This is a genomic window from Mycolicibacterium chitae (genome assembly GCF_900637205.1).
Taxonomy (GTDB): Bacteria; Actinomycetota; Actinomycetes; order Mycobacteriales; family Mycobacteriaceae; genus Mycobacterium; species Mycobacterium chitae.
Genome location: NZ_LR134355.1, coordinates 3,626,861 through 3,649,279 on the forward strand (window position 1 = coordinate 3,626,861; position 22,419 = coordinate 3,649,279).

20 protein-coding genes are annotated in these 22,419 nt (G+C 69.3%); 4 read left to right on the forward strand and 16 right to left on the reverse strand.

Annotated elements, in window-relative coordinates; translation table 11 throughout:
- Window positions 1-6: 6 nt before the first annotated feature.
- Together EL338_RS17325 and EL338_RS17330 are read right to left on the reverse strand one after the other, a co-directional pair.
- A complete protein-coding gene (locus tag EL338_RS17325) occupies window positions 7-1,746 on the reverse strand; it encodes a BCCT family transporter (protein ID WP_126334873.1) in 1,740 nt (579 codons plus the stop codon).
- Between the two features lie 65 nt (window positions 1,747-1,811).
- Window positions 1,812-3,224 (reverse strand): WS/DGAT/MGAT family O-acyltransferase, encoded by a 1,413-nt coding sequence (locus tag EL338_RS17330; protein WP_126334874.1) that lies wholly within the window; start codon window positions 3,222-3,224, stop codon window positions 1,812-1,814.
- A 180-nt stretch (window positions 3,225-3,404) separates the two neighbouring features.
- On the opposite strand from EL338_RS17330, the gene EL338_RS17335 reads away from it, so the two are divergent.
- On the forward strand, window positions 3,405-3,914 hold the full coding sequence (locus EL338_RS17335; protein ID WP_126334875.1) for an Rv3235 family protein: 510 nt from the start codon (window positions 3,405-3,407) through the stop codon (window positions 3,912-3,914).
- Between the two features lie 9 nt (window positions 3,915-3,923).
- Here EL338_RS17335 and secA read toward each other — a convergent pair whose 3' ends face one another.
- From secA to mtrA, 6 genes are all read right to left on the reverse strand, one after another.
- Window positions 3,924-6,779, reverse strand: a complete 2,856-nt coding sequence (gene secA / locus EL338_RS17340; protein ID WP_126334876.1) for a preprotein translocase subunit SecA — start codon at window positions 6,777-6,779, stop codon at window positions 3,924-3,926.
- Window positions 6,780-6,926: 147 nt separating this feature from the next.
- The gene (hpf, locus tag EL338_RS17345; RefSeq protein WP_126334877.1) at window positions 6,927-7,598 is read right to left on the reverse strand and encodes a ribosome hibernation-promoting factor, HPF/YfiA family; all 672 of its coding nucleotides are present in this window, start codon (window positions 7,596-7,598) and stop codon (window positions 6,927-6,929) included.
- A gap of 309 nt (window positions 7,599-7,907) precedes the next feature.
- Window positions 7,908-8,543, reverse strand: coding sequence for a ComF family protein (locus EL338_RS17350; RefSeq protein ID WP_126334878.1), 636 nt, complete (start codon window positions 8,541-8,543; stop codon window positions 7,908-7,910).
- A gap of 32 nt (window positions 8,544-8,575) precedes the next feature.
- Window positions 8,576-10,345 (reverse strand): MtrAB system accessory lipoprotein LpqB, encoded by a 1,770-nt coding sequence (gene lpqB, locus EL338_RS17355; RefSeq protein WP_126334879.1) that lies wholly within the window; start codon window positions 10,343-10,345, stop codon window positions 8,576-8,578.
- Window positions 10,342-12,009 (reverse strand): MtrAB system histidine kinase MtrB, encoded by a 1,668-nt coding sequence (gene mtrB, locus EL338_RS17360; RefSeq protein WP_126334880.1) that lies wholly within the window; start codon window positions 12,007-12,009, stop codon window positions 10,342-10,344. The genes lpqB and mtrB overlap by 4 nt, the downstream gene beginning before the upstream one ends.
- A 34-nt stretch (window positions 12,010-12,043) precedes the next feature.
- Window positions 12,044-12,721 carry a two-component system response regulator MtrA gene (gene mtrA, locus EL338_RS17365; RefSeq protein ID WP_126334881.1) on the reverse strand — a complete coding sequence of 226 codons (678 nt, stop codon included), beginning with the start codon at window positions 12,719-12,721 and terminating at the stop codon, window positions 12,044-12,046.
- Between the two features lie 195 nt (window positions 12,722-12,916).
- Here mtrA and EL338_RS17370 point away from each other — a divergent pair, with 195 nt between their 5' ends.
- From EL338_RS17370 to EL338_RS17380, 3 genes are read left to right on the forward strand one after another with little or no spacing between them, the layout of a single operon-like run.
- Window positions 12,917-13,237, forward strand: a complete 321-nt coding sequence (locus EL338_RS17370; protein ID WP_126334882.1) for a type VII secretion target — start codon at window positions 12,917-12,919, stop codon at window positions 13,235-13,237.
- Between the two features lie 3 nt (window positions 13,238-13,240).
- The gene (locus EL338_RS17375; protein ID WP_126334883.1) at window positions 13,241-15,034 is read left to right on the forward strand and encodes an alpha/beta hydrolase; all 1,794 of its coding nucleotides are present in this window, start codon (window positions 13,241-13,243) and stop codon (window positions 15,032-15,034) included.
- A gap of 1 nt (window position 15,035) precedes the next feature.
- Window positions 15,036-15,605, forward strand: coding sequence for an LppA family lipoprotein (locus tag EL338_RS17380; protein WP_126334884.1), 570 nt, complete (start codon window positions 15,036-15,038; stop codon window positions 15,603-15,605).
- A gap of 4 nt (window positions 15,606-15,609) precedes the next feature.
- Here EL338_RS17380 and EL338_RS17385 read toward each other — a convergent pair whose 3' ends face one another.
- From EL338_RS17385 to EL338_RS17420, 8 genes are all read right to left on the reverse strand, one after another.
- On the reverse strand, window positions 15,610-16,242 hold the full coding sequence (locus EL338_RS17385; RefSeq protein ID WP_126334885.1) for a dTMP kinase: 633 nt from the start codon (window positions 16,240-16,242) through the stop codon (window positions 15,610-15,612).
- Window positions 16,243-16,267: 25 nt separating this feature from the next.
- Window positions 16,268-16,882 carry a PepSY domain-containing protein gene (locus tag EL338_RS17390; RefSeq protein WP_163792214.1) on the reverse strand — a complete coding sequence of 205 codons (615 nt, stop codon included), beginning with the start codon at window positions 16,880-16,882 and terminating at the stop codon, window positions 16,268-16,270.
- A gap of 89 nt (window positions 16,883-16,971) precedes the next feature.
- Window positions 16,972-18,426 carry an adenosylhomocysteinase gene (gene ahcY, locus EL338_RS17395; protein ID WP_126334886.1) on the reverse strand — a complete coding sequence of 485 codons (1,455 nt, stop codon included), beginning with the start codon at window positions 18,424-18,426 and terminating at the stop codon, window positions 16,972-16,974.
- 79 nt (window positions 18,427-18,505) lie between these two features.
- Window positions 18,506-19,147, reverse strand: a complete 642-nt coding sequence (alkX, locus tag EL338_RS17400) for a TetR family transcriptional regulator AlkX (protein WP_235666539.1) — start codon at window positions 19,145-19,147, stop codon at window positions 18,506-18,508.
- A 35-nt stretch (window positions 19,148-19,182) separates the two neighbouring features.
- On the reverse strand, window positions 19,183-19,368 hold the full coding sequence (locus tag EL338_RS17405) for a rubredoxin (protein ID WP_126334887.1): 186 nt from the start codon (window positions 19,366-19,368) through the stop codon (window positions 19,183-19,185).
- Window positions 19,365-19,538 (reverse strand): rubredoxin, encoded by a 174-nt coding sequence (locus EL338_RS17410; RefSeq protein ID WP_126334888.1) that lies wholly within the window; start codon window positions 19,536-19,538, stop codon window positions 19,365-19,367. Before EL338_RS17410 ends, EL338_RS17405 begins: the two co-directional genes overlap by 4 nt.
- Complete coding sequence (locus tag EL338_RS17415; protein ID WP_235666189.1) at window positions 19,535-20,776, reverse strand: alkane 1-monooxygenase; 1,242 nt, start codon at window positions 20,774-20,776, stop codon at window positions 19,535-19,537. Before EL338_RS17415 ends, EL338_RS17410 begins: the two co-directional genes overlap by 4 nt.
- A gap of 95 nt (window positions 20,777-20,871) precedes the next feature.
- Entirely contained in the window at window positions 20,872-22,359 is a 1,488-nt protein-coding gene (locus EL338_RS17420; RefSeq protein ID WP_126334889.1) for an amino acid permease, read from the reverse strand.
- Window positions 22,360-22,419: the final 60 nt, after the last annotated feature.

Consider the following 22,419-nt stretch of genomic DNA (forward strand, 5'->3'; position numbering starts at 1 on the left):
TTGCCCCTAGCCATCCGCGTCGGGATCCTTTTCCACCGCGATCACGAAGTCGTCGCCGTGGTGGGTGACGCCGGTGATCACCGCGGAATTGACGGCCTCCACGGCGTATTCGCGACGCACCACCATGGGGTCGCTGCTCAGGTCCCGGACCAATGCCACCGCGAGACCGACCATCACCAGCACGAACGGCACCGCGGCGATGATCGTGATGGACTGCAGACCGGTCAACGCGTCTGCCCCGCCGACGAGCAACATCACCGCGGCCACCGCCCCGGTGGCGCAACCCCAGAAGATCACCGTGGGCCGCGACGGTGCGATGGTGCCGCGCTCCGACAGCGAACCCATCACGATCGAGGCGGCATCGGCGCCCGAGACGAAGAAGATGGCCACCAGCAGCATCACGACGACGCTGACCGCCGCCGCCCACGGATACTGCGCCAGCAAACTGAACAGCTGCTCCTCGACGCTGCCCTCCCCGGCGAGATCGGCGCCCTGCTGTTGCTCCCGGATGGCCGCGCCGCCGAACACGCAGAACCAGATCAGCGACACGACGCTGGGCACCAACAGCACACCGGCGACGAACTGCCGGATGGTGCGCCCCCGGGAGATGCGCGCGATGAACATCCCGACGAACGGGGTCCAGGAAATCCACCACGCCCAGTAGAAGATGGTCCACGATTCCAGCCAGGCGTTCACCTCGGCACCCTCGGCGCCGGTGCGGGCCGACATCATCGCCAGATCCTGGAAGTAGCTGCCCAGTGCCGTCGGCAGCAGATTCAGCACGAAAACCGTGGGACCGACCACGAATACGAACAGCGCCAACAACGTGGCCAACACCATGTTGATGTTGGACAACCACTGGATCCCGCGCGCGATCCCGGACACCGCCGACAGCACGAACGCCATCGTCAAGATCGTGATGATGACGATCAGGATGGTGTTGCCGGTTTCCCCGATCCCGGCCACGATGCCCAGCCCGCTGCGGATCTGCAGCGCGCCCAGGCCCAGGGAGGCGGCCGACCCGAACAGGGTGGCGAAGATCGCCAACATGTCGATGACCTTCCCCCACGCACCGTTGGCGCGATCGCCGATCAACGGTTCGAAGGCCGCGCTGATCAGCTGCAACCGGCCCTTGCGGTAGACCCCGTAGCTGATCGCCAGGCCGACGACGGCGTAGATCGCCCACGGATGCAGCGTCCAGTGGAACAGCGTGGTGGCCATCGCGGCTTCCACGGTGGGCGACCCGGTCCCCGGGGGCGGATCGGTGAAGTGCGACAGCGGCTCGGCCACGCCGAAGAACATCAGCCCGATTCCCATGCCGGCACTGAACATCATCGCGATCCAGGACACGGTCCGGAACTCCGGTTCCTCGTCGTCGCGGCCCAACGGGATGTTGCCGTATCGGCTCAGCGCCAGCCACACCACGAACACCACGAATCCCGTGGCAGTCAACACGAACAGCCAGCCGGTGTTGTCAATCACCCAGCCCAGGGCGCTCGACGATGCGGACGCCAACGCCTCGGTGTCGACAAAGCCCCACACCAGGAAGGCGACCGCGATCAGCGCGGTGACGCCGAAAACCACCCAGTCGATGCCGCCGCCGCGGCCGTACGCCTTGTGCTCGACGGGTTGGTCGAGCACGGGGTGATGCCGGGGCACGACGGTCCCGGTCGGTGATCGAAACGCGCCCTGCGTGGCGCGGGCGGGCCTGGTGCGTTCTCGTTTCCCTGATTCAGTTTTCGACATGGTGTACCCATCAGACCGCGTTCCGCGGGCCAGGTCAATCGCTTCGGCAAAGTTCGGTGGCCGACCTATTTGGCGGCTTCGAGCAGTTCTTCCAGCGATTCGCGCAGCAACGCGGGCAGCACGTCGACGTCGCTCATCGCCTCCCGGTCCGCGTTGATCCCGAAGTACACCCGCCCGCAGTAGGACGTCACCCCGATGGCCAACACCTGGTTGTGCAGCAACGGCGGCACCGCATAGGTCTCGAGCAGCTTGGCCCCCGCGACGTACATCTGGGTCTGCGCGCCCGGCACGTTGGTGATCAACAGGTTGAACGTGCGCGCAGCAAAGCTGGTGGCCACCCGGATTCCCATGGCGTGCAGGGTCGGCGGCGCGAACCCCGACAGCGTCACGATGGTGCGCGCGTCGACCAGGCTGGTGGCCGTCGGGTGCGACTCGGTGGCGTGGGCGATCTGCGACAACCGGACCACCGCGTTGCCCTCCCCGACCGGCAGATCCACCAGGAACGGCGTCACCTCGCTGATCGCCTGACCCGGGCCGGCCGCGCCGTCGTCGTCCAGTTCCGGGTAGACCGACATCGGTGCCATGGCGCGCACCGTCGTCGTCGGCTTCACCGGCTCGCCGCGGGACAGCAGCCAGTTGCGCAGGGCCCCGGCGACGACGGCCAGGATCACGTCGTTGACATCGCAGTCGTAGCGCACCCGCAGCCGCCGGTAGTCCTCGAGGCTGCCGCTGGCCACCGTGAACCGCCGGTTGCGCGACACCCGGGTGTTCAACGGGCTGCTCGGCGCCGTGCCGCGCGCGACGATGCGCGCCGCATCGGCGAGCCGGCGCCCGGTCTCCACGAGCTGATCGGAACTCGAGACGATGCCGGTCACCGCCGACTGCACCGCGGCCAGCTGCTCGCGCGGGCCGGAGAACCAGTCCCCCACCGCCCCGAGCACCAACTCGGCGGTGCCCGGTTCGCGCGCCGGGATCCAGATGTCCTCGCCGAAGACCGGCGGCTTCTGCGTGCGGTCGGCGATCACGTGCCCGATCTCGACCGCGCTCAAGCCGTTGACCAGCGCCTGATGGCTCTTGGTGTAGATCGCGATGCGGTTGTTGGCCAGGCCCTCGACCAGGTACATCTCCCACAGCGGGCGGGTCTTGTCCAGCGGCCGCGAGCCCAGCCGGGCCACCAGGTCGTGCAGCTGGGCGTCGTTGCCCGGGGACGGCAGCGCCGAGCGGCGGATGTGGTAGGTGATGTCGAAGTCGGGGTCGTCGATCCAGACCGGGCGCGCCAGCCCCAGCGTGATCTCCCGGACCTTCTGCCGGTACCGGGGCACCTGCGGCAGCCGCTGCTCGACGGTGGCCAGCAGCGTCTCGTAGCTCAGTCCGGAGCGCGGTCGGCGCAGAATGGACAGCGAACCCACGTACATCGGTGTCGAGCTGTTCTCGAGTTGATAGAACGACGCGTCCGATGCCGACAACCTGGTCACCATTGCCGGTGTCGTCCCCCCTTGCGTGTCAACCTGCTGCTGTCACGTTAACCGGCCCAGTGGTGGTTGTGCACAACGGGTGCACACGCGCCGGCGCCGTCTGTGCCAGGATCACTCTCGTCGTTCCTGCCACTCTCCAGCAGGTCGAGCGTATTTTCGCCGCGCAAACTGGAGGGTTCCGACGTGACCGTTGCGAGCAGCACCGCACCCGCTGTCCCCGCGATCGTGATCCCGGTCATCGACTACGAACCGGCGATCGGCGCCGCGGCCCCCGCCTGGCCCGCCCCACCGGTCCGACGCCCGCCCGTGCGGCACCTCGAGGCGGTGCCGACCGGCCCTTCCCGCCGCGCGCCGTCGCCGCAGCTGGGCTCCGCCGCGGCCTTCGCCGACGCGGCATTGCGCACGGTGCTCGAGGTCATCGACCGACGCCGGCCGCCCACCCAGTTGCGCGCGCTGATGTCCTCGGGGCTCGCCGACTCGGTGCTGGCGTTCGGCCGCACCGCGGGCGCGCGTCGCGGCGCGGCGGTGCTGCGCCGCGCGCGGGTGCAGCCCTGCGACCGCGACGAGCGCGCGTTCGAAGTGGCCGCCACCTACTCGCGGCACCACCGCACGCATGCGATCGCGTGCCGCATCGAGTGGCGCGCTGCCGCGTCCGACCGCCGCTGGCAGATCGTGGCGCTGCACATCGGCTGACCCGTGGGGCTAGCCCTTGCGCGAGGCCTTCGCGGCCTTGCGGGCGGCCTCGCGACGCTCCCGACGGGTCCCGCCGCCGGCGGCGGCCGCCGCGGGCTGGGGTCCACCGGAGCGCTGCACCGCGGCCTGGCCGTCCTCGGCGGGGCCGGAGTAGGTCAGCGCGGGCGCGGACTCGCCGTTGTCGATCCCCTTGGCGCGCAGGCCCACCGGGGCCGCGTGCCGGCCGCCGGTCGGCGCGGGCGCCGGGGTCTCCTCGGGTTCGGCCGGCGCGGCGGGCTCGGCCTGCTTGGCCGCCGCCTGCTCGGCGAACGCGGCCAGACCGCCGGGGGCCTGCACGGGTGCGACCGCCGGAGCCGGGGTCGCCTCGACCTGGACGTTGAACAGGAAGCCCACCGACTCTTCCTTGAGCGCGTCCAGCATCGCCCGGAACATGTCGTAGCCCTCGCGCTGGTACTCGACCAGCGGATCGCGCTGGGCCATCGCGCGCAGCCCGATGCCCTCCTTGAGGTAGTCCATCTCGTAGAGGTGCTCGCGCCACTTGCGATCGATCACGTTGAGCAACACGTTGCGTTCGAGCTGGCGCATCGCGCCCTCGCCGGCGAGTTCCTCGAGTTCGGCCTCGCGTCGCGCGTAGGCCGCCTTGGCGTCGGTGAGCAGGGCGTCGAGCAACTCCTCGCGGGTCAGCTCGCCGGGCTCGCCCACCGCGTCGGAGTCCAGCAGCGTCCGGTGATCGACGCCCACCGGGTACAGCGTCTTGAGTGCTTCCCAGAGCTTCTCGAGGTCCCAGTCCTCGGAGTAGCCCTCGGCGGTGGCGCCGTCCACGTAGGCCGTGATGACGTCGACCATCATGTCGTGGGCCTGCTGCTGCAGGTCCTCGCCCTCGAGGATCCGGCGGCGCTCGGCGTAGATGACCTTGCGCTGCTGGTTCATCACCTCGTCGTACTTGAGGACGTTCTTGCGGACCTCGAAGTTCTGCTGTTCGACCTGCGTCTGGGCGCTCTTGATGGCCCGGGTGACCATCTTGGCCTCGATCGGCACGTCGTCGGGCAGGTTCAGCCGGGTCAGCAACGACTCCAGCGTCGCGCCGTTGAACCGCCGCATCAACTCGTCGCCCAACGACAGGTAGAACCGGGATTCGCCGGGGTCACCCTGGCGGCCCGAGCGGCCGCGCAGCTGGTTGTCGATGCGGCGCGATTCGTGCCGTTCGGTGCCCAGCACGTAGAGCCCACCGGCCTCGCGCACCTTGTCGGCCTCCTCGGCGGCCTCGGCCTTGATGGTCTCGAGCACCTCGTCCCAGGCGGCCTCGTACTCGTCGGGCGTCTCGACCGGATCCAGGCCTCGGTCCCGCAGCCGCTTGTCGGCGAGGAAGTCGGGGTTACCGCCGAGCACGATGTCGGTACCGCGGCCGGCCATGTTGGTGGCCACCGTGACCGCGCCGAGGCGGCCGGCCTCGGCGATGATGTTCGCCTCGGACTCGTGGTACTTCGCGTTCAGCACGTTGTGCGGGATGCGGCGCTTGGTGAACTGCCGCGACAGGTACTCCGAGCGCTCCACGCTGGTGGTGCCGATCAGGACCGGCTGGCCCTGCTCGTGGCGCTCGGTGACGTCGTCGACGACGGCGATGTACTTGGCTTCCTCGGTCTTGTAGATCAGGTCGGACTGGTCGGCCCGGACCATCGGCCGGTTGGTCGGGATCGGCACGACGCCCAGCTTGTAGATCTCGTGCAGCTCGGCGGCCTCGGTCTGGGCCGTACCGGTCATGCCGGAGAGCTTGTCGTAGAGCCGGAAGTAGTTCTGCAGCGTGATGGTGGCCAGGGTCTGGTTCTCGGCCTTGATCTCGACGTGCTCCTTGGCCTCGATGGCCTGGTGCATGCCCTCGTTGTAGCGCCGGCCGGTCAGCACGCGACCGGTGAACTCGTCGACGATGACGACGTCGCCGTTGCGGACGATGTAGTCCTTGTCCCGGTGGAACAGCTCCTTGGCCTTGATGGCGTTGTTCAGGTAGCTGACCAGCGGCGAGTTGGCGGCCTCGTACAGGTTGTCGATGCCCAGCTGATCCTCGACGAACTCGACGCCGAGTTCGTGCACGCCGATGGTGCGCTTGCGCAGGTCCACCTCGTAGTGGGTGTCCTTCTCCATCAGCGGGACGATGCGGGCGAACTCGGTGTACCAGTGCGCGGCGCCGCCGTCGGCGGGACCGGAGATGATCAGCGGGGTGCGCGCCTCGTCGATCAGGATGGAGTCGACCTCGTCGACCACCGCGAAGTTGTGGCCGCGCTGCACCATGTCGTCCACGGAGTGGGTCATGTTGTCGCGCAGGTAGTCGAACCCGAACTCGTTGTTGGTGCCGTAGGTGATGTCGGCGCCGTAGGCGGCCCGCCGCTCCGGCGGGGTCATCTGCGACAGGATGACGCCGACGTCCAGACCCAGGAACCGGTGCACCCGGCCCATCCACTCGGCGTCGCGCTTGGCCAGGTAGTCGTTGACCGTGACGACGTGCACGCCCTCGCCGCCCAACGCGTTCAGGTACGCCGGGAGCACACAGGTCAGGGTCTTGCCCTCACCGGTCTTCATCTCGGCGACGTTGCCGAAGTGCAGGGCCGCACCGCCCATGATCTGCACGTCGAACGGGCGCTGGGACAGCACCCGCCAGGCCGCCTCGCGGGCCACCGCGAACGCCTCGGGCAGCAGGTCGTCGAGGGTGGTACCGGCGGCGACCCGCCGCTTGAACTCATCGGTCTTGGCGCGCAGTTCGTCGTCGGTGAGCTTCTCGACGTCGTCCGACAAGGTGTTGACGTAGTCAGCCACCCCCTTGAGGCGCTTGACCATGCGACCTTCACCAAGGCGCAGCAGCTTAGACAGCACTAGATGTATCCCCTACAGGATTGGAGTTTTATCTCGGCACCATCGTAGGTGACGCGCGAATATACCCCGGCGAAGTCGGCCTCGAACCGACGTGGCGGCCCGGGCGGATTCCGCCCGGGCCGCACGCGCGCGGATGTCGGCTCCGGATCAGGCCAGCCGGATCAGGCCGTAATCGAAGGCGTGCCGGCGGTAGACCACCGACGGTTTGTCGGTCTCCTTGTCGTGGAACAGGAAGAAGTCGTGGCCGACGAGCTCCATCTCGTAGAGCGCGTCGTCAACGGTCATCGGTTTGGCCGGGTGCTCCTTGACCCGGACCACCTGACCCGGTTCGTGCGGTTCCGCCGCGGCCTCCGGGGTCTCGATGGGGGCGGACGGGCGCTCGAAGGCCTCCGGCACGATGGCGGTCGCCTCGGCGAGCGACAGCGGCGTCTTGTCGCCGTAATGAATTTTGCGGCGGTCCTTGTGTCGCCGTAGCCGGGCCTCGAGTTTGGCGGCCGCGGATTCCAGCGCGGCATAGAAACTGTCGGCGCAGGCCTCACCGCGCACGACCGGGCCGCGACCCCGCGCGGTGATCTCGACGTGCTGACAGTTCTTGCGCTGACGACGGTTGCGTTCGTGGTCGAGTTCGACGTCGAACATGTAGATGGTGCGGTCGAACCGCTCCAAGCGGGCGAGTTTCTCCGAGACATAGATCCGGAAGTGGTCGGGCACCTCGACGTTGCGCCCCTTGACCACCACTTCGGCGTTCGGTCCAGACGGCTTGGTCTCCGACTTCTCGGAGACCAGGGTCTGGGCAGAATTCACGGATTGGCTTGACATGCTTGACAACTCGATTCTGTGTCGCTTTGCACGCGAGCGCGTGCCTGGCTGATACACAACATGCGCGGTGAGGGTGTCCGACGCTCGATCCACCGGCGCCTGGGGTCGAGAACTCACCTCCTCACGCATCGGCTCCACACAGCTGTGTGGGCCTCGGGTCAGAAGCCCCGCCGCAAGGCTCTTGCGGTCGTTGCACCCGAAGGTAGTCGCAGTTCACCCAAACGTGCCACCCTTTTGGTGCACGCGTTGCCGGAACTTTCGACCGGCGTCACATCCGGCCCGATTCGACGCCGAAAACCCGGCGCCGGGTCACGCGTGCGCCAGCGTGAGCACACCCGTCACGCGCGCCCCGGAAGTTTGCAGGACGCGCACCGATTCCCGCGCGGTGGCGCCCGTGGTGACGACGTCGTCGACGACGAGAACCTCCGCCCCGGCGGGGACGCGGCGGGTCAGCAGGACGCGCCCGGCGACGTTGCGTTCGCGGCCCCGGCTGTTGAGTCCGACCGAGTCCCGCGCGCCCGCCCGCATCCGCAACGCGGGCACGACGGCGATCCCGGGGTGTGCGGCCACGGCCGCGGCGGCCGTCCGCAGCACCGGGTCGCCGCCGCGGCGGCGCGCCGAGGATCGCCGGGTGGGCGCGGGCACGAGCACCAGCGGCAGGCTCACCAGTCCCCACCGCAGCAGCCGGTGCACGCCGAGGGCCAGCGCACCCGCCAGCGGGGCGGTCAGGTCGGTGCGTCGATGTTCCTTGAGCGCGACGATCGCCGCGCGCCGCGCCCCCGCGTAGCGGCCCAGCGCGAACACCGGGACGCCGGGGTCCTGGCGCGGGGCCACCAGGTGCGGCTGGTCGACGCCGACCCGCCACGCCGACGCGCAGGCGGAGCACCAACGCGTCCCCGGGGCGCCGCAGCCGCCGCACTCCAACGGCAGGATCAGGTCCAGCACACCGCGAGTGTGCGGCCACCCACCGACACCGCTCAGCCCGGCAGCACCGGCACCGCACCCGGGATCATGAAGGCGCGCACGCCCGACCACGCCTGCTGGTTGTCGGCACCGGACCCGGACAGCTGCTGCACGCCCTGCCGGTCGGCCACATAGACCGTCGACGGGTTGGCCGCCACCGTGCCGACCGGCATGGTCAGCCCCTGGCTCGGGCCGTCGGAGTTGACCCCGTCGAGGTTCACATACGACACCGGGTGCGCGGGATCGTCGCGGCTGACCACGATGTCGTCGCCGGTCCGCCAGGACAGCGACACCACCGAGGAGCCCAGCCCGAAACCGAGCCGGCGCGGATAGGTCAGGGCGAACTGTCCGCCCGGGGTCTCCTCGACGCCGGACAGGATCACCTGCCCCTCGATCACCAGCGCGGCACGGGTGCCGTCGCGGGACAGCTGCAGTTCGGTGACGGCGCCGGGGAACTTCGTGGCCACCGCGATCGAGTCGACCGGGACGCGCGCCGGCGCGCCGGTGGCCGCCTCCTGGGTCACCCGCACCACGTTGTTGCCGTCCACCACGACCCACACCGCCCCGTCGAGGCCCCAGGTGGGCCGGGTGATGGTGCGGCCCTTGATGGCCTCGACGGCGTCCTGGCCGTTGTTGTCGATCCACAGCGTCGAGGCGACCTCGGGCGTGTTCACCCGCACGGCCACCACCGAGGCCACCCCGTTGCCGTCCCGGGACAGCGCCGCGGACCGTTGGTCGGGCATCGCCCCGAACGCACCGTCGACGCGGGTGCCGCTCGGCCCGTCGAGGAACATCAGCGACCCGCCCACCAGGGCGTGCAGCCCGGCCGAGGCCCCGGCGGCGGCGCCCGGGTCGGTCGCCGCGACATCGGAGGTCTCCCAGCCGTCGGCGAAGCGGTCGTCCAGCGGCAGACCGTCGACGTTGATCACGTACGGGCCCCGGATGTCGGCGCGGGCCAGCGTCCAGATGATCTGTGCGGCAAGCAGAGCCCGGCTCTGCGGATCGGAGCTCGGCAGGTTCTCCAGCTCGATCCGCGCGCCGCCGTAGCCGCGGCCGATCCCGGTCTTGCCGCCGTCGGCGCGGGTGATGGGCCCGCGCAGTTGCAGCGGTGAGCCGAGCATGTTGCGCACCGAGTTGGCGATCTCCGGCCGCGGCCCCGAGATCAGCTTGGACACCAGTTCGGTGGCCAACTGATCGCGATCGGAGACCGCGACGTAGCGGGGATCGGGCACCGTGGTGTCGCCCGTCGGGTCGACGAAGTACAGCGGGTGGCGCTTGTAGGTCTCCTGAAACTGCTTCCAGTCCAAGAAGACACCGTTGGGCAGCTTGTCGATGCGCCAGCCGTCGGGGGTGTTCACCAACTCGATGGGGCCGGGGTCGGGCAGCGGTCCCGCGGCGGTCTCGAAGACCCCCATGTCCGACAGCGACCCCAGGATGTCGGCCTTCATCTGCACCGAGATCTTGCCCGCGGTGCGGGTCTCGGTGAGCACCACGCGGTCGATCAGCAGCGCGCTGCCCGCGTCGTCCCATTCCCGGGAGGCGGATTCGGTGAGGAACTGCCGGGCCGCGAGGTGCCGGTTGGCGGGATCGGCGGTGGCCTTGAGGAATTCCCGCAGCAACTGATCCGGGGCCATTCCGGGGGTCGGCTTGGGCAGATCCTGCGGGGCCGGCCGCTCGACGGTGCCGATGGCTTGCGGCGCAGAGGAATTGGGCACGCCGGCGCAGCCCGCGAGCAACGCGACGGCGGCGCCCAAGGCGACCAGCACAGCCAGGAGGCGATTCACACGCCTTCTCCGGCGTGCTCGCGGGTCCGGGCCTGCTGCTGCCGGTCCCGGCTCTCGGCGCCGACCGGCTTCATCGGCAGCGGGCTCGTCGTCACCTTGTGGCCGCGCACCAGCGGCAGCGTCAGCCGGAAGCAGGCGCCGTTGCCGGGTTCGCCCCAGGCCTCCAACCGGCCCTGGTGCAGCCGGGCGTCCTCGATGCTGATCGCCAGTCCCAGCCCGGTGCCGCCGGAGCGCCGCACCCGCGCCGGGTCCGACCGCCAGAACCGACTGAACACCAGCTTCTCCTCACCGGGCCGCAAACCCACACCATAGTCACGCACCGTCACCGCGACCGTGTCCTCGTCGGCGGCCATCCGGATGCGCACCGGCTTGTGTTCGGCATGGTCGATGGCGTTGGCGATCAGGTTGCGCAGGATGCGCTCCACCCGGCGCGGGTCCACCTCGGCGATGACGTCCTCGCCGGGCATGTCGACCAGCAACTCGATGCCGGCGTCGTCGGCGAGGTGCCCGACGTTGTCCAGCGCGCTGTTGACCGTCGAACGCAGGTCGACGGCCTCCACCGACAACTCGGCCACGCCGGCGTCGTGCCGGGAGATCTCCAGCAGGTCGTTGAGCAGGGACTCGAACCGGTCGAGTTCGTTGACCATCAACTCGGTGGAGCGCCGCAGCGACGGATCCAGTTCGTCGCGCTGGTCGTGGATCAGGTCGGCGGCCATCCGCACCGTGGTCAGCGGGGTGCGCAACTCGTGGCTGACGTCGGAGGTGAACCGGCGCTGCAGGTTGCCGAACTCCTCGAGCTGGGTGATCTGGCGGCTCAGACTCTCGGCCATGTCGTTGAACGACACCGCCAGCCGGGCCATGTCGTCCTCGCCGCGCACGGGCATCCGCTCGGTGAGGTGCCCCTCGGCGAAGCGCTCGGCGATCTGCGAGGCCGACCGCACCGGCTGCACTACCTGCCGCGACACCAACCACGCGATGCCGGCCAGCAGCACCAGCAGCACCAGGCCGCCGGTGACCATGGTCCCGCGCACCAGCGCGATGGTGCGTTCCTCACCGGAGAGCGGGAAGATCAGGTACAGCTCGAGGTTGGTCACCCGCGAGGCCGTCGGCGAGCCGATGACCAGCGCCGATCCCGAGAAACCCTCGGTGTTCACGGTGGCGTACTGGTAGCTGACCTGACCGGCCTTGACGAATTCGCGCAGCGCCTCGGGCACCTCGTCGATGGGCCCGGCGGCCGTCGCGGCCCGCGGCCCGTCCCCCGGCACCACCAGCACGGCGTCGAACGTGCCCGCCAGCCCGGTGCCCCAGGTGGGCGCCGCCCGCGAGGTCAAGGTGTTGCGCGCGAGTTGCAGGCTGCTGTCCAGGGAGCGGGTCTCCTCGCCGCCGACGATCCCGGCGACCGCGGTGCTGGCCCGCTCGATCTCCTCGGTGGCCGCGCGCACCTTCACGTCGAGCACCCGATCGGTGATCTGGCTGGTGAGCACGAAGCCCAGCACCAGGATGACCGTCAGCGACAACCCGAGGGTCAGGACCACCACGCGCAGTTGCAGGGAACGCCGCCAGGCCACCCCGACGGCACGACTCAGGGCGTTCAGCCCGCGCAGCAGCGGACCCGATCGCCCCCAGCGGCCCCGGCTTCGCCGCTTAGAGCGCCCGATGATCATCCGCGGCGCTCACATCCGTCGCCGCCGGCTGGAATCACGGAGGTCCGGCCTTGTATCCCACTCCTCGAACGGTCAGCACCACCTGCGGGTTCTCCGGGTCCTTCTCGACCTTGGCCCGCAACCGCTGCACATGCACGTTCACCAGCCGGGTGTCGGCGGGATGCCGGTAGCCCCAAACCTGTTCGAGCAGCACATCCCGAGTAAACACCTGGCGGGGTTTGCGCGCCAACGCCACCAGCAGGTCGAACTCCAGCGGCGTCAGCGAGATCTGCTCGCCCTGGCGGGTGACCTTGTGCGCGGGCACGTCGATCTCGACGTCGCCGATCGAGAGCAGTTCGGCCGGCTCGTCCTCGTTGCGGCGCAACCGCGCGCGGACCCGGGCCACCAGTTCCTTGGGCTTGAACGGCTTCATGACGTAGTCGTCGGCGCCCGACTCGAGCCCCAGCACCACGTCGACGGTGTCGGTCTTGGCCGTGAGCATCACGATCGGCACCCCGGAGTCGGCCCGCAGCACGCGGCAGACGTCGATGCCGTTCATCCCGGGCAGCATGAGGTCCAGCAGGACCAGATCCGGGCGGAGCTCCCGCACCGCGGTGAGCGCCTGGGTGCCATCGCCGATGACGGCAGTGTCGAAACCCTCGTTCCGCAGGACGATGGTCAGCATCTCGGCCAACGATGCGTCGTCATCGACGACCAGGATTCTTTGCCTCATGACTGTCCATGGTGTCACCAAACCGTGACAAAACTCTGCTACCACACGCCGCGGACCACAAACAATCTCACTGCGGGCTCCCCCGGCGCCCGCGCCCGGGACAAATTGCGTCACCCCGCGGTCGGCGCGGCGCTTAGGATCTCCACGGAGTTGTTGCGCTCGGCAGCAAATGGCTCAAGGCATCGGGGAGGATGCATGGCAGATCCCGGCTCGTTGTCGATGACCCCGTCCGACGTCATCTATTCGGCCGACTACCTGGACTCCATCGGTGCGGCCGCCGGGGCCGAACGCCGCGCGCTGGCCGTCGAGCTGTCCGCGCACGACGCGGCCTGGCAAGACCGCGCCCGGCCGGGATTCGTCGCCTTCGGAGACACCGTGCACCGGCAGGGCCGGCGCGCCGAGTCCGAGCTGGCCGACGTGGCCGACAAGCTGCGGTTGGCCGCCCGCGAGTACGTGGCCACCGCCCTGGCCGGCGCCGAGGCGCTGCGCTATCACCGCGGCCCGTCCCCGCTCTGAGCCATGCTGCTCAGCGAGATCGAGAGCTGGGACGTCGCGGCCCTGAAGACCGTGGCCACCGAGCTGGGCGCCGAACTCGAGGCCGCCCAGCGCGCCGCGACCGAACTGGGCAACCTGGCCGGCCTACCCGGGTGGGAATCGCCGGCCGCCGACGTGGCCCGCGAGCGGATCGCCACGGCGCGCGCGCATGTGCTCGACGACGCCGCGGTCCTCGGCGCAGTGGAACGCCTCGCCGAGGAGACCGCCCAGGCCGTCAGCACCCTGCAGCAGCAGCTGACGGCGCTGCGCGCGGAGGTGGCCGGTAGCGAGGGGCACCTGAGCCTGTCCGACGGCGGCGAGGTGACGATCAGCGGCACCGCGGAGGAGATCCGCGACCTGCAGGACGAGGCCGACGACATCGAGGCCCGCGCCAAGGCCCTGATCCGGCAGGCCGACGACATCGACGCCGACTGCGCCGAGGTGTTCACCAACATCGCCGACGGCAAGGTGACCGGCGGCCGCGCCACCGATTTCGAGGGCGCGCGGCAGGCCGGGGGGCTGCAGTCCGGGTTGTCGGCGCCGTATCCGCCCGACGGCCCCGGGGTGACGCCGCACGAGGTCACCGCGTGGTGGGACGCGCTGTCGCCCGAGGAGCAGCGCAAGGTCGTCGAGGAGCATCCCGACTGGATCGGCAACCGCGACGGCGTCCCGGTGCCGCCGCGCCACGACGCCAACATCGACGCGCTCGAACGCGAGATCGCCGCGGCGCGCGCCGAGGTGGCCTCGATCCCCAGCCGCGAGGAGTACCGCCGCGACCATCCGGGCCGCAACGCCGCCGCGCTGAACTCCGGCTACACCGCGATGGTCGGCGACCGGCGCCGGCGCCTCGACGAGGCGCTCGGTGTGCAGCGGGCGTTGTCGGTGGACGGCGACCCCAGTCAGGGCTACGACAAGGACCGCTACCTGATGATGTTCGAGCCCACCGACACCGAACTGCTGGCCGCCGTCGCGATCGGCAACCCGGACGAGGCCCAGCACGTCGCGGTCACCACACCCGGCATGACCACGCATGCCACGTCGCTGCCGTCGATGGCCGACGAGGCCGTCGCGCTGCGCCGGGAGGCCGAATTCCAGTTGGAGCGCGCCGGTTTCGGGGGCGAACGGGTGGCGGCGGTGGCCTGGTTCGGCTACGACCCGCCCGATGTCGACGGGACCGTGGGCGGGGCGGTGCTGGAGAACCGGGCCAACGCCGGGGCCGTGGACCTCGCCGACTTCTACCGCGGCATCAACGCCACCAACGCCCACGGCTCCGAGGTGCACCTGTCGGCGCTCGGGCACTCCTACGGTTCGACCACCACGGCCCAGGCGCTCAACGAACTCGGCGAGACCGGCGTCGTCGACGACGCGGTGTTCTACGGCTCGCCGGGCCTGGGCTACGCGAACGAGACCATCCTGGGCATGCCGGCGCTGATCGTGGACGAATCGCAGCTGTTCTTGCCCGACGGGCACGCGTTCGTGATGTCCGCCGACCGCGACCCGGTGTCCGAGGAGGTCTCCAAGTGGGGCATCGACCTGCCGGTGTCCATCGCCGACCTCGGCGCGCACGGACCCAACCCGACGTCGTTGCCGTTCGAGCGGCTGGCCACCGACGCCTCGGAGCCCACCTACGGCCCGCCGCGCGAGGGCGCCAGCGGACATTCGGAGTACCCGCGGCTGGGATCCAACGCCGTGCTGCGCACCCCCGGCTACAACCTGGCGATCGTCGCCGCCGGCCTGGCGGATCGCCGCCCGGAGTTGTTGATCCGCGAGGAAGGATGAGATGAAACCCCGCCTGCCGATGTTGGTGACCGCGCTCGCGCTGGTCGGCCTGCTCACGGCCTGCCAGCAGCCCGAGTCCCCCATCCTCAACGAGGAGGCCACCCCGATGGACCTTGCCGCCCTGCCGACGCTCAGGCAGACCCAGCAGCAGATGCTCGGCCTGATCGACGATGTGCGACAACGCATCTCGGAACAGGTGCCGGCTGCCGCGGCCTGGCACTGGAACCGGGAATGGGCGACCTCGGGCTGTCCGGGCGAGGTCGACGAGGGGCTCATGCTGTACTTCCCCAACCTGGTGACCACGCACAATCTGAGCACCGCGGAGTGGGATCGGGTTTTCCCGCTGGTCGAACGGCTCAGCGCGGCGGCCGGCCTGACCGAGGTGTCGCTGCCCGGCAACGCCGAGAACAACCACGACGCGCGCTTTTCCAGCGCCGACGGCCGTCAGTTGCTGCTGGGCGCCGCCGGCGCGACGGTGATCAGCGCGCGGATCTCCTGCCGCGAGATCCGCGACGAACCGATCCGGGTGGATGGCGAGATCCCGATGCCGCCGGATCCGCCGGCGCGGTGAGCGCTCAGCCCTCGGCGACCGCGCTCAGCACGTCGGCGGGGCGGGTCTGCGGTCCCAGCGTCAACCACCGGCCGGCCCAGTCGGCCGCGGCCAGTTCGGCATACACCGCGCCGGTGCGCTGCTGGAGTTCGTCGTCGCGCTCGTAGGCGTCGCGCTCCCGGCCCTGCTCGTTGCGGGCCCGATGCCGGGCGCGTTCGCCGGCCAGCTCCACCGAAACATCCAGCAGCAGTTGGAAATCCGGACGGGGTAGCCCGAATCGCTCGAACTCGAGCCGGTACACCCAGTCCGCGGCCGCGCCGTCGGCGCCCTGGCGCAGCCGCGCGGCGCTGTAGGCGGCGTTGGAGGCCACGTAGCGATCCAGCAGCACCACGTCATGGGTGCGGGTCAGCTCGGCGATGTGTTCGGCGGCGCCCGCGCGGTCGAGAGCGAACAGCATCGCCATCGCATACACCGAGTCGGCGAGGTCGCCGTGTTCGCCGTGCAGGGCCTCGGCGGCGACGTCGGCGTGCACGGACTGGCCGTAGCGGGGAAACGCCAACGTGGACACCGTTTTCCCGGCGGCCTGCCAGGCGCCGCGCAACCCTTCGGTCAGCGTGCGTTTGCCGGCACCGTCGAGACCCTCGATCACAATGAGCACGCCGCCGAGCCTAACCGGCCCCGGCTCAGCCCCCGGCGATGGCGCCGCTGCGCGCGTCGACGTCGATCTCGGCCTCCGAGCCGTCGGGCCGGACCAGTTCGATCTGCCAGACGATCACGTCGCGTTCGGTGTCGATCTGGATCTCGTCAACGGTGGCCCCCGGTTCGCGTTCCAGCGCGGTCTGCAGGGCGCGGGTCGCGTCGACCTGGGCGGCCTCGGCCTTGGCGACGTCGTCACCCGGATCGCCGGCCTGGCGCTGCCCGACCACCTCGGTGCCCGCCTCGTTGACGCGCACCTCGAACTCGTTGCCGTCGGAGGCCACCTCGATGTCGAAAACCCGTCGGCCGTCCTCGGTTTCGAGCTCCAGGTCGAAGGGCCGGCCGTTGGGCACGGCGCCGGCGGCGGTCTGCAGGGCCCGCTCGACCGCGTCGACCGGCGCCCCCTTGCCGGCCGGCGCGGCGACCGGCGAGGTGGTCTCGGCGGTGGTCATCTCGGCGGTGGCCATCCCCGGCGGCGAGGTGGTCTCGGCGGCGGGCGCGGTGGTGTTGGTCTGCTCCGGTGCCGCGTCCTCGGAACAGCCGCTCATCACAAGTGCGGCCGCGAGCAGGCTCAGCGCGGCCGGTCGTCCCCAGTGCCTCATCGTGTCCTGGTACCCACATTTGGCCCCGCGGACGCAGAATCGCCCAGATCCGGGCGGATCTGGGCGATTCTGTGTCTGCTCGGGGCGGATCAGTAGCGGTAGTGATCCGGCTTGTACGGGCCCTCGACGTCGACGCCGATGTACTCGGCCTGCTCCTTGGTGAGCTTGGTCAGTTCGCCGCCGAGCGCCTCGACGTGGATGCGGGCGACCTTCTCGTCGAGGTGCTTGGCCAGCCGGTACACCTCGTTGTCGTACTCGTCGTTCTTGGTCCACAGCTCGATCTGGGCGATCACCTGGTTCGAGAAGCTGTTGCTCATCACGAACGACGGATGGCCGGTGGCGTTGCCCAGGTTGAGCAGCCGGCCCTCGGACAGCACGATGATCGACTTGTCGCCGTCGAACTGCCACTCGTCGACCTGCGGCTTGATGTTGACCCGCACGGCGCCGGAGCGCTCCAGGGCGGCCATGTCGATCTCGTTGTCGAAGTGGCCGATGTTGCCCAGGATGGCCTTGTTCTTCATCGCCTTCATGTGGTCGAGGGTGATGATGTCCTTGTTGCCGGTCGAGGTGACGACGATGTCGGCGTCGCCGATCGCGCCCTCCACGGTGACCACGTCGAAGCCGTCCATCAGCGCCTGCAGGGCGTTGATCGGGTCGATCTCGGTGACCTGGACGCGGGCGCCCTGGCCGGCCAGCGATTCGGCGCAGCCCTTGCCGACGTCGCCGTAGCCGCAGATCAGCACCTTCTTGCCGCCGATCAGCACGTCGGTGCCGCGGTTGATGCCGTCGATCAGGGAGTGCCGGGTGCCGTACTTGTTGTCGAACTTGCTCTTGGTGACCGAGTCGTTGACGTTGATCGCCGGGAAGGACAGCTCACCGGCGGCGGCGAACTGGTAGAGCCGCAGCACACCGGTGGTGGTCTCCTCGGTGACGCCCTTGACCGACTCGGCGATGGTGGTCCACTTCGTCTTGTCGGCCTCGAAGCGCTCCCGCAGGACGCCGAGGAACACCTTCCACTCGGCCGGGTCGTCGTCCTCGGCGGGCGGCACCACACCGGCCTTCTCGTACTGCGCACCGCGCAGCACCATCATGGTGGCGTCGCCGCCGTCGTCGAGGATCATGTTCGCCGGCTCGCCGGGCCAGGTCAGCATCTGCTCGGCCGCCCACCAGTACTCCTCGAGCGTCTCGCCCTTCCAGGCGAACACCGGGGTGCCCTCGGGCTTCTCGGGGGTGCCGTGCGGGCCGACGACCACGGCCGCGGCGGCGTGGTCCTGGGTGGAGAAGATGTTGCAGGACGCCCAGCGCACCTCGGCGCCCAGGGCCACCAGGGTCTCGATCAGCACCGCGGTCTGCACGGTCATGTGCAGCGAACCCGAGATCCGCGCGCCCTTGAGCGGCGCCACCTCGGCGTACTCGCGACGCAGCGCCATCAGGCCGGGCATCTCGTGTTCGGCCAGTCGGATCTCCTTGCGGCCGAACTCGGCCAGGGACAGGTCTGCGACCTTGTAGTCGATCCCGTTGCTGCTATCGGCGGTCAGCGTCATTCGAAATAGCTTCCTTCGCGGTCCAGTGACTTGGCTCGTTTACACGGTAGACGGCCAGCGGGGCGGTCGCCCGGGCGGATCAGTCGGTCTGGATCACACCGTACCGCTCGCCGAACGGCGTCATCAGCCTTGCCAGATCTCCCGCGACGTCGTGGTCGGCCTCCGGCGGCATCGACACGTAGCTCATGGCCAGCCGGACGATCGCGCGGGCCAGTACCCCGGCGTCCTCCTCGCTGCACGCCACCCAGCTGTTCATCAACGAGTCGGTGAGTTTGGTCGAGGCCCGCGAGATGATCGGGGCGCTGTCGGTGGTGATCAGCTGCAGCAGGTCCGGTTTTGCGACACCGGTCAGCAGCGAGATCACCAGCGGGTCGGCGGCCGATTCGGTGAAGAAGGACCGGAATCCCTCCAGGAACGCCGAATACATCTGGCCGACGTTGTTGTCCATCGCGTCGCCGACGGCGTCGACGAGGCGGTCGGCCAGCCGCAGCGCGTAGCCCTGGGCCAGGCCCTGCCGCGATCCGAACTCGTTGTAGATGGTCTGCCGGCTGACCCCGGCCGCCTTGGCGACATCGGAGAGCGTGATCGACGACCAGTCCTTGGCCAGCAGCAGGTCGCGCATGGCGTCGAGCACCATTTCGCGTAGCAGTCCGCGGGAGGCCTCGGCGTAGGAGGCGGCCCGGCGGCCCGGCTGCTGCGTGCTACTCACACGCGCGACAATAACGCCTCCGGCGACCGCGTTCGGTGCGGCCGCGGTCACGGCCGGACGACTTCCACCATTTCGAAGTCGGATTTGGCCGCGCCGCAGTCCGGGCAGCTCCAGTCCTCGGGGATGTCGTCCCAGCGGGTGCCCGGGGCGATACCGTCCTCCGGCCAGCCCTTGGCCTCGTCGTACTCGAATCCGCACTGCACGCAGACAAACAGCTTGTACGCGTCGCTCATGAGGGGGCTCCTACCGGTTCGAAGTCGATCTTCTCGCGCACCCCGCAGTCCGGGCAGGTCCAGTCGTCGGGCACCTGGTCCCAGCCGGTGCCGGGCGGGAATCCTTCCCGCGCAGCGCCTTTGGTCTCGTCGTAGACGTAGTCGCAGATCGGACAGCGGTAGCTGCTCACTGGTCCACCGCCGGGGAGCCGTACCGGGCCAGCACCTTGTCGCGCACCCGCGGGGCGATGTTCACCCGGCTGATGTCGCCGTCGTAGTGCTCGAGCACCCGGTGGTCCATCAGCCTGCGCCACAGGGGCGGGAAGTAGGTCAACCCGATCAGGGATGCATAGCCGCTGGGCAGATTCGGCGCGCCGTCCATGCTGCGCAGCGTCTGGTAACGCCGGGTGGGGTTGGCGTGGTGGTCGCTGTGCCGCTGCAGGTGGTACAGGAACAGGTTGGTGACGATGTGGTCGGAGTTCCAGCTGTGCGCGGGTGTGCAGCGCTCGTAGCGGCCGCTGGCGGTCTTCTGCCGCATCAGGCCGTAGTGCTCGAGGTAGTTGACCGCCTCGAGCAGGCTGAAGCCGAACACCGCCGAGATCAGCATGTACGGGACCAGCGCCAGACCGAACACCGCGATCAGCACGCCCCAGAACAGCACCGACATGGCCCACGCGTTGAGTACGTCGTTGGACGGATACGTTCTCGGATCCCACGGGCTGCGCCCGCCGCGCCGCAGCCGGGCGGCCTCGAGCTGCCAGGACGACTTCAGGCCGCCCCACACGCTGCGCGGCAGGAATTCCCAGAACGTCTCGCCGAACCGGCCCGACGCCGGATCCTCAGGCGTGGCGACGCGGACGTGGTGGCCGCGGTTGTGCTCGATGTAGAAGTGGCCGTACCAGGTCTGGGCGAGGGTGATCTTGGACAGCCAGCGTTCCAGGGCGGCCTTCTTGTGGCCCAGTTCGTGGGCGGTGTTGATGCCGACGCCGCCGAGCACGCCGACCGACAGCGCCAGCCCGATCTTGGCCGGCCAGCCCAGTGCGCCGTCGAAGCCCAGCCAGCTCAGGTCGGACGCGGTGAACAGGTAGGCGCCGACGACGACGCTGGCGTACTGGAACGGGATGTAGATGTAGGTGCAGTACCGGTAGTACTTGTCGTCCTCCAGGTCCGCCATCACCGCATCGGGCGGATTCTGACCGTCCGGACCGAACCGCAGGTCCAGCAGCGGCAGCACGATGTAGAGCAGGATCGGGCCGATCCAGAACGGGACCTGCGCCGCGAGGTGCCAACCGAGGTTGTTGAGCGCCCACACCACCGGCAGCATCACGAACAGCGCGGTGGGCACGATCAGCCCCATCAGCCACAGGTAGCGCTTCTTGTCCCGCCACTGCTCGCCGCTGGCGGGCGTTGTTGCCTCCAGTGAAGTCACCGTCTACCTCCAAGTGAGTGCGATCACGTCGATGACTTGACTATAAAGCCAGATTTGTCGCCTGTCTAGACATAGAGGCAGGTCTTGTAAAGCGGCTACCGGAGGTCGGCCTCCTGCGCCTGCAAGCGCCGTCCCATCACCGAGTGCCGCCGGCTGTAGGCGAAGTAGATGACGACGCCGAGCACCATCCAGATCAGGAACCGGATCCAGGTCAGCGCGGTGAGGTTGAGCATCAGCCACACGCAGGCCACGATCGACGCGATCGGCAGCAGCGGCACCCACGGCACCCGGAAGCCCCGCTCGAGGTCCGGCCGGGTCCGACGCAACACCAGCACGCCCGCCGAGACCAGCACGAACGCGAACAGCGTGCCGACGTTGACCATCTCCTCGAGCTTGTCGATCGGGAACAGCGAGGCCGCCAGCGCGATCAGGACCGCCACGATCACGGTGATCCGCACCGGGGTCCCCCGGTCACTGGTCTTGGCCAGCGACCGCGGCAGCAGGCCGTCGCGGGACATCGCGAAGATCACCCGGGACTGCCCCAGCACCAGGACCATCACCACGGTGGTCAGACCGGCCAGCGCGCCGATCGAGATGATCTGGGCCGCCCAGTCGATCCCGTTGGCCGAGAAGGCCGTCGCCAGGTTCGCGGCCTTGCCGTCCGGGCCGGTCTTCAACTCGGTGTAGGACACCATCCCCGTGAGCACCACGGAAACCGCCACGTAGAGGACGGTCACGATGGCCAGCGCCGCCAGGATGCCCTTGGCGACGTCGCGCTGCGGGTTCTTGGTCTCCTCGGCGGTGGTCGCCACGACGTCGAAGCCGATGAACGCGAAGAACACGATGGACGCGCCGGCCAGCAGGCCGTAGACGCCGTAGTGGCTGCCCTCGGCGCCGGTCAACAGCGAGAACAGGGACTGGTCGACGCCGGTGCCGCCCGCCTCGCCGGGCTCCGAGGGCGGGATGAACGGCGTGTAGTTGACGGCCTTGATGTAGAACGCGCCGACGATGACCACCAGCAGCACCACCGCGACCTTGATGGCGGTGATGGTGGCCGAAAAGTTGGCCGAAAGCTTCGTGCCCATCGCCAACAAAACCGCCACCACCGCTACGATCAACAGGGCGCCCCAGTCCAATTGCAGGGCACCGACATCGGCGACACCGCCGGAAAATCCGAATACGGTGCCCAGGTAGGACGACCATCCCTTGGCCACCACCGCCGCACCGATGGAAAACTCCAGAATCAGGTCCCAGCCGATGATCCAGGCCATGAACTCCCCGAAGGTCGCATACGAGAAGGTGTATGCGCTCCCGGCGACCGGCACCGTCGATGCGAACTCGGCGTAGCACAGGGCGGCCAGGCCACAGGTGAACGCGGCGATGAGGAACGACACCGAGATCGCCGGGCCGGTGATGTTGCCGGCCGTCGTGGCGGTCACGGTGAAGATGCCCGCGCCGACCACCACCGAGACCCCGAAGATGGTCAGATCCCACCAGGTCAAGTCCTTGCGCAGCCGGGTCCCGGGTTCGTCGGTGTCGGCGATCGATTGTTCGACCGATTTGGTGCGCCATCTGCTGATCACAGTTTTGTCACCTTTCAAGTTGTCCCGGTTTCGGCAATCTACCCATTACGGTGGCCCTCA

Excerpts from the sequence above, each read along its gene's own strand:
- EL338_RS17325 (WP_126334873.1), bottom strand. The coding sequence starts at position 1,746 with ATGTCGAAAACTGAATCAGGGAAACGAGAACGCACCAGGCCCGCCCGC.
- EL338_RS17330 (WP_126334874.1), bottom strand. The coding sequence starts at position 3,224 with ATGGTGACCAGGTTGTCGGCATCGGACGCGTCGTTCTATCAACTCGAG.
- hpf (WP_126334877.1), bottom strand. The coding sequence starts at position 7,598 with ATGTCAAGCCAATCCGTGAATTCTGCCCAGACCCTGGTCTCCGAGAAG.
- mtrB (WP_126334880.1), bottom strand. The coding sequence starts at position 12,009 with ATGATCATCGGGCGCTCTAAGCGGCGAAGCCGGGGCCGCTGGGGGCGA.
- mtrA (WP_126334881.1), bottom strand. The coding sequence starts at position 12,721 with ATGAGGCAAAGAATCCTGGTCGTCGATGACGACGCATCGTTGGCCGAG.
- EL338_RS17370 (WP_126334882.1), top strand. The coding sequence starts at position 12,917 with ATGGCAGATCCCGGCTCGTTGTCGATGACCCCGTCCGACGTCATCTAT.
- EL338_RS17375 (WP_126334883.1), top strand. The coding sequence starts at position 13,241 with ATGCTGCTCAGCGAGATCGAGAGCTGGGACGTCGCGGCCCTGAAGACC.
- EL338_RS17380 (WP_126334884.1), top strand. The coding sequence starts at position 15,036 with ATGAAACCCCGCCTGCCGATGTTGGTGACCGCGCTCGCGCTGGTCGGC.
- EL338_RS17390 (WP_163792214.1), bottom strand. The coding sequence starts at position 16,882 with ATGAGGCACTGGGGACGACCGGCCGCGCTGAGCCTGCTCGCGGCCGCA.
- ahcY (WP_126334886.1), bottom strand. The coding sequence starts at position 18,426 with ATGACGCTGACCGCCGATAGCAGCAACGGGATCGACTACAAGGTCGCA.
- EL338_RS17405 (WP_126334887.1), bottom strand. The coding sequence starts at position 19,368 with ATGAGCGACGCGTACAAGCTGTTTGTCTGCGTGCAGTGCGGATTCGAG.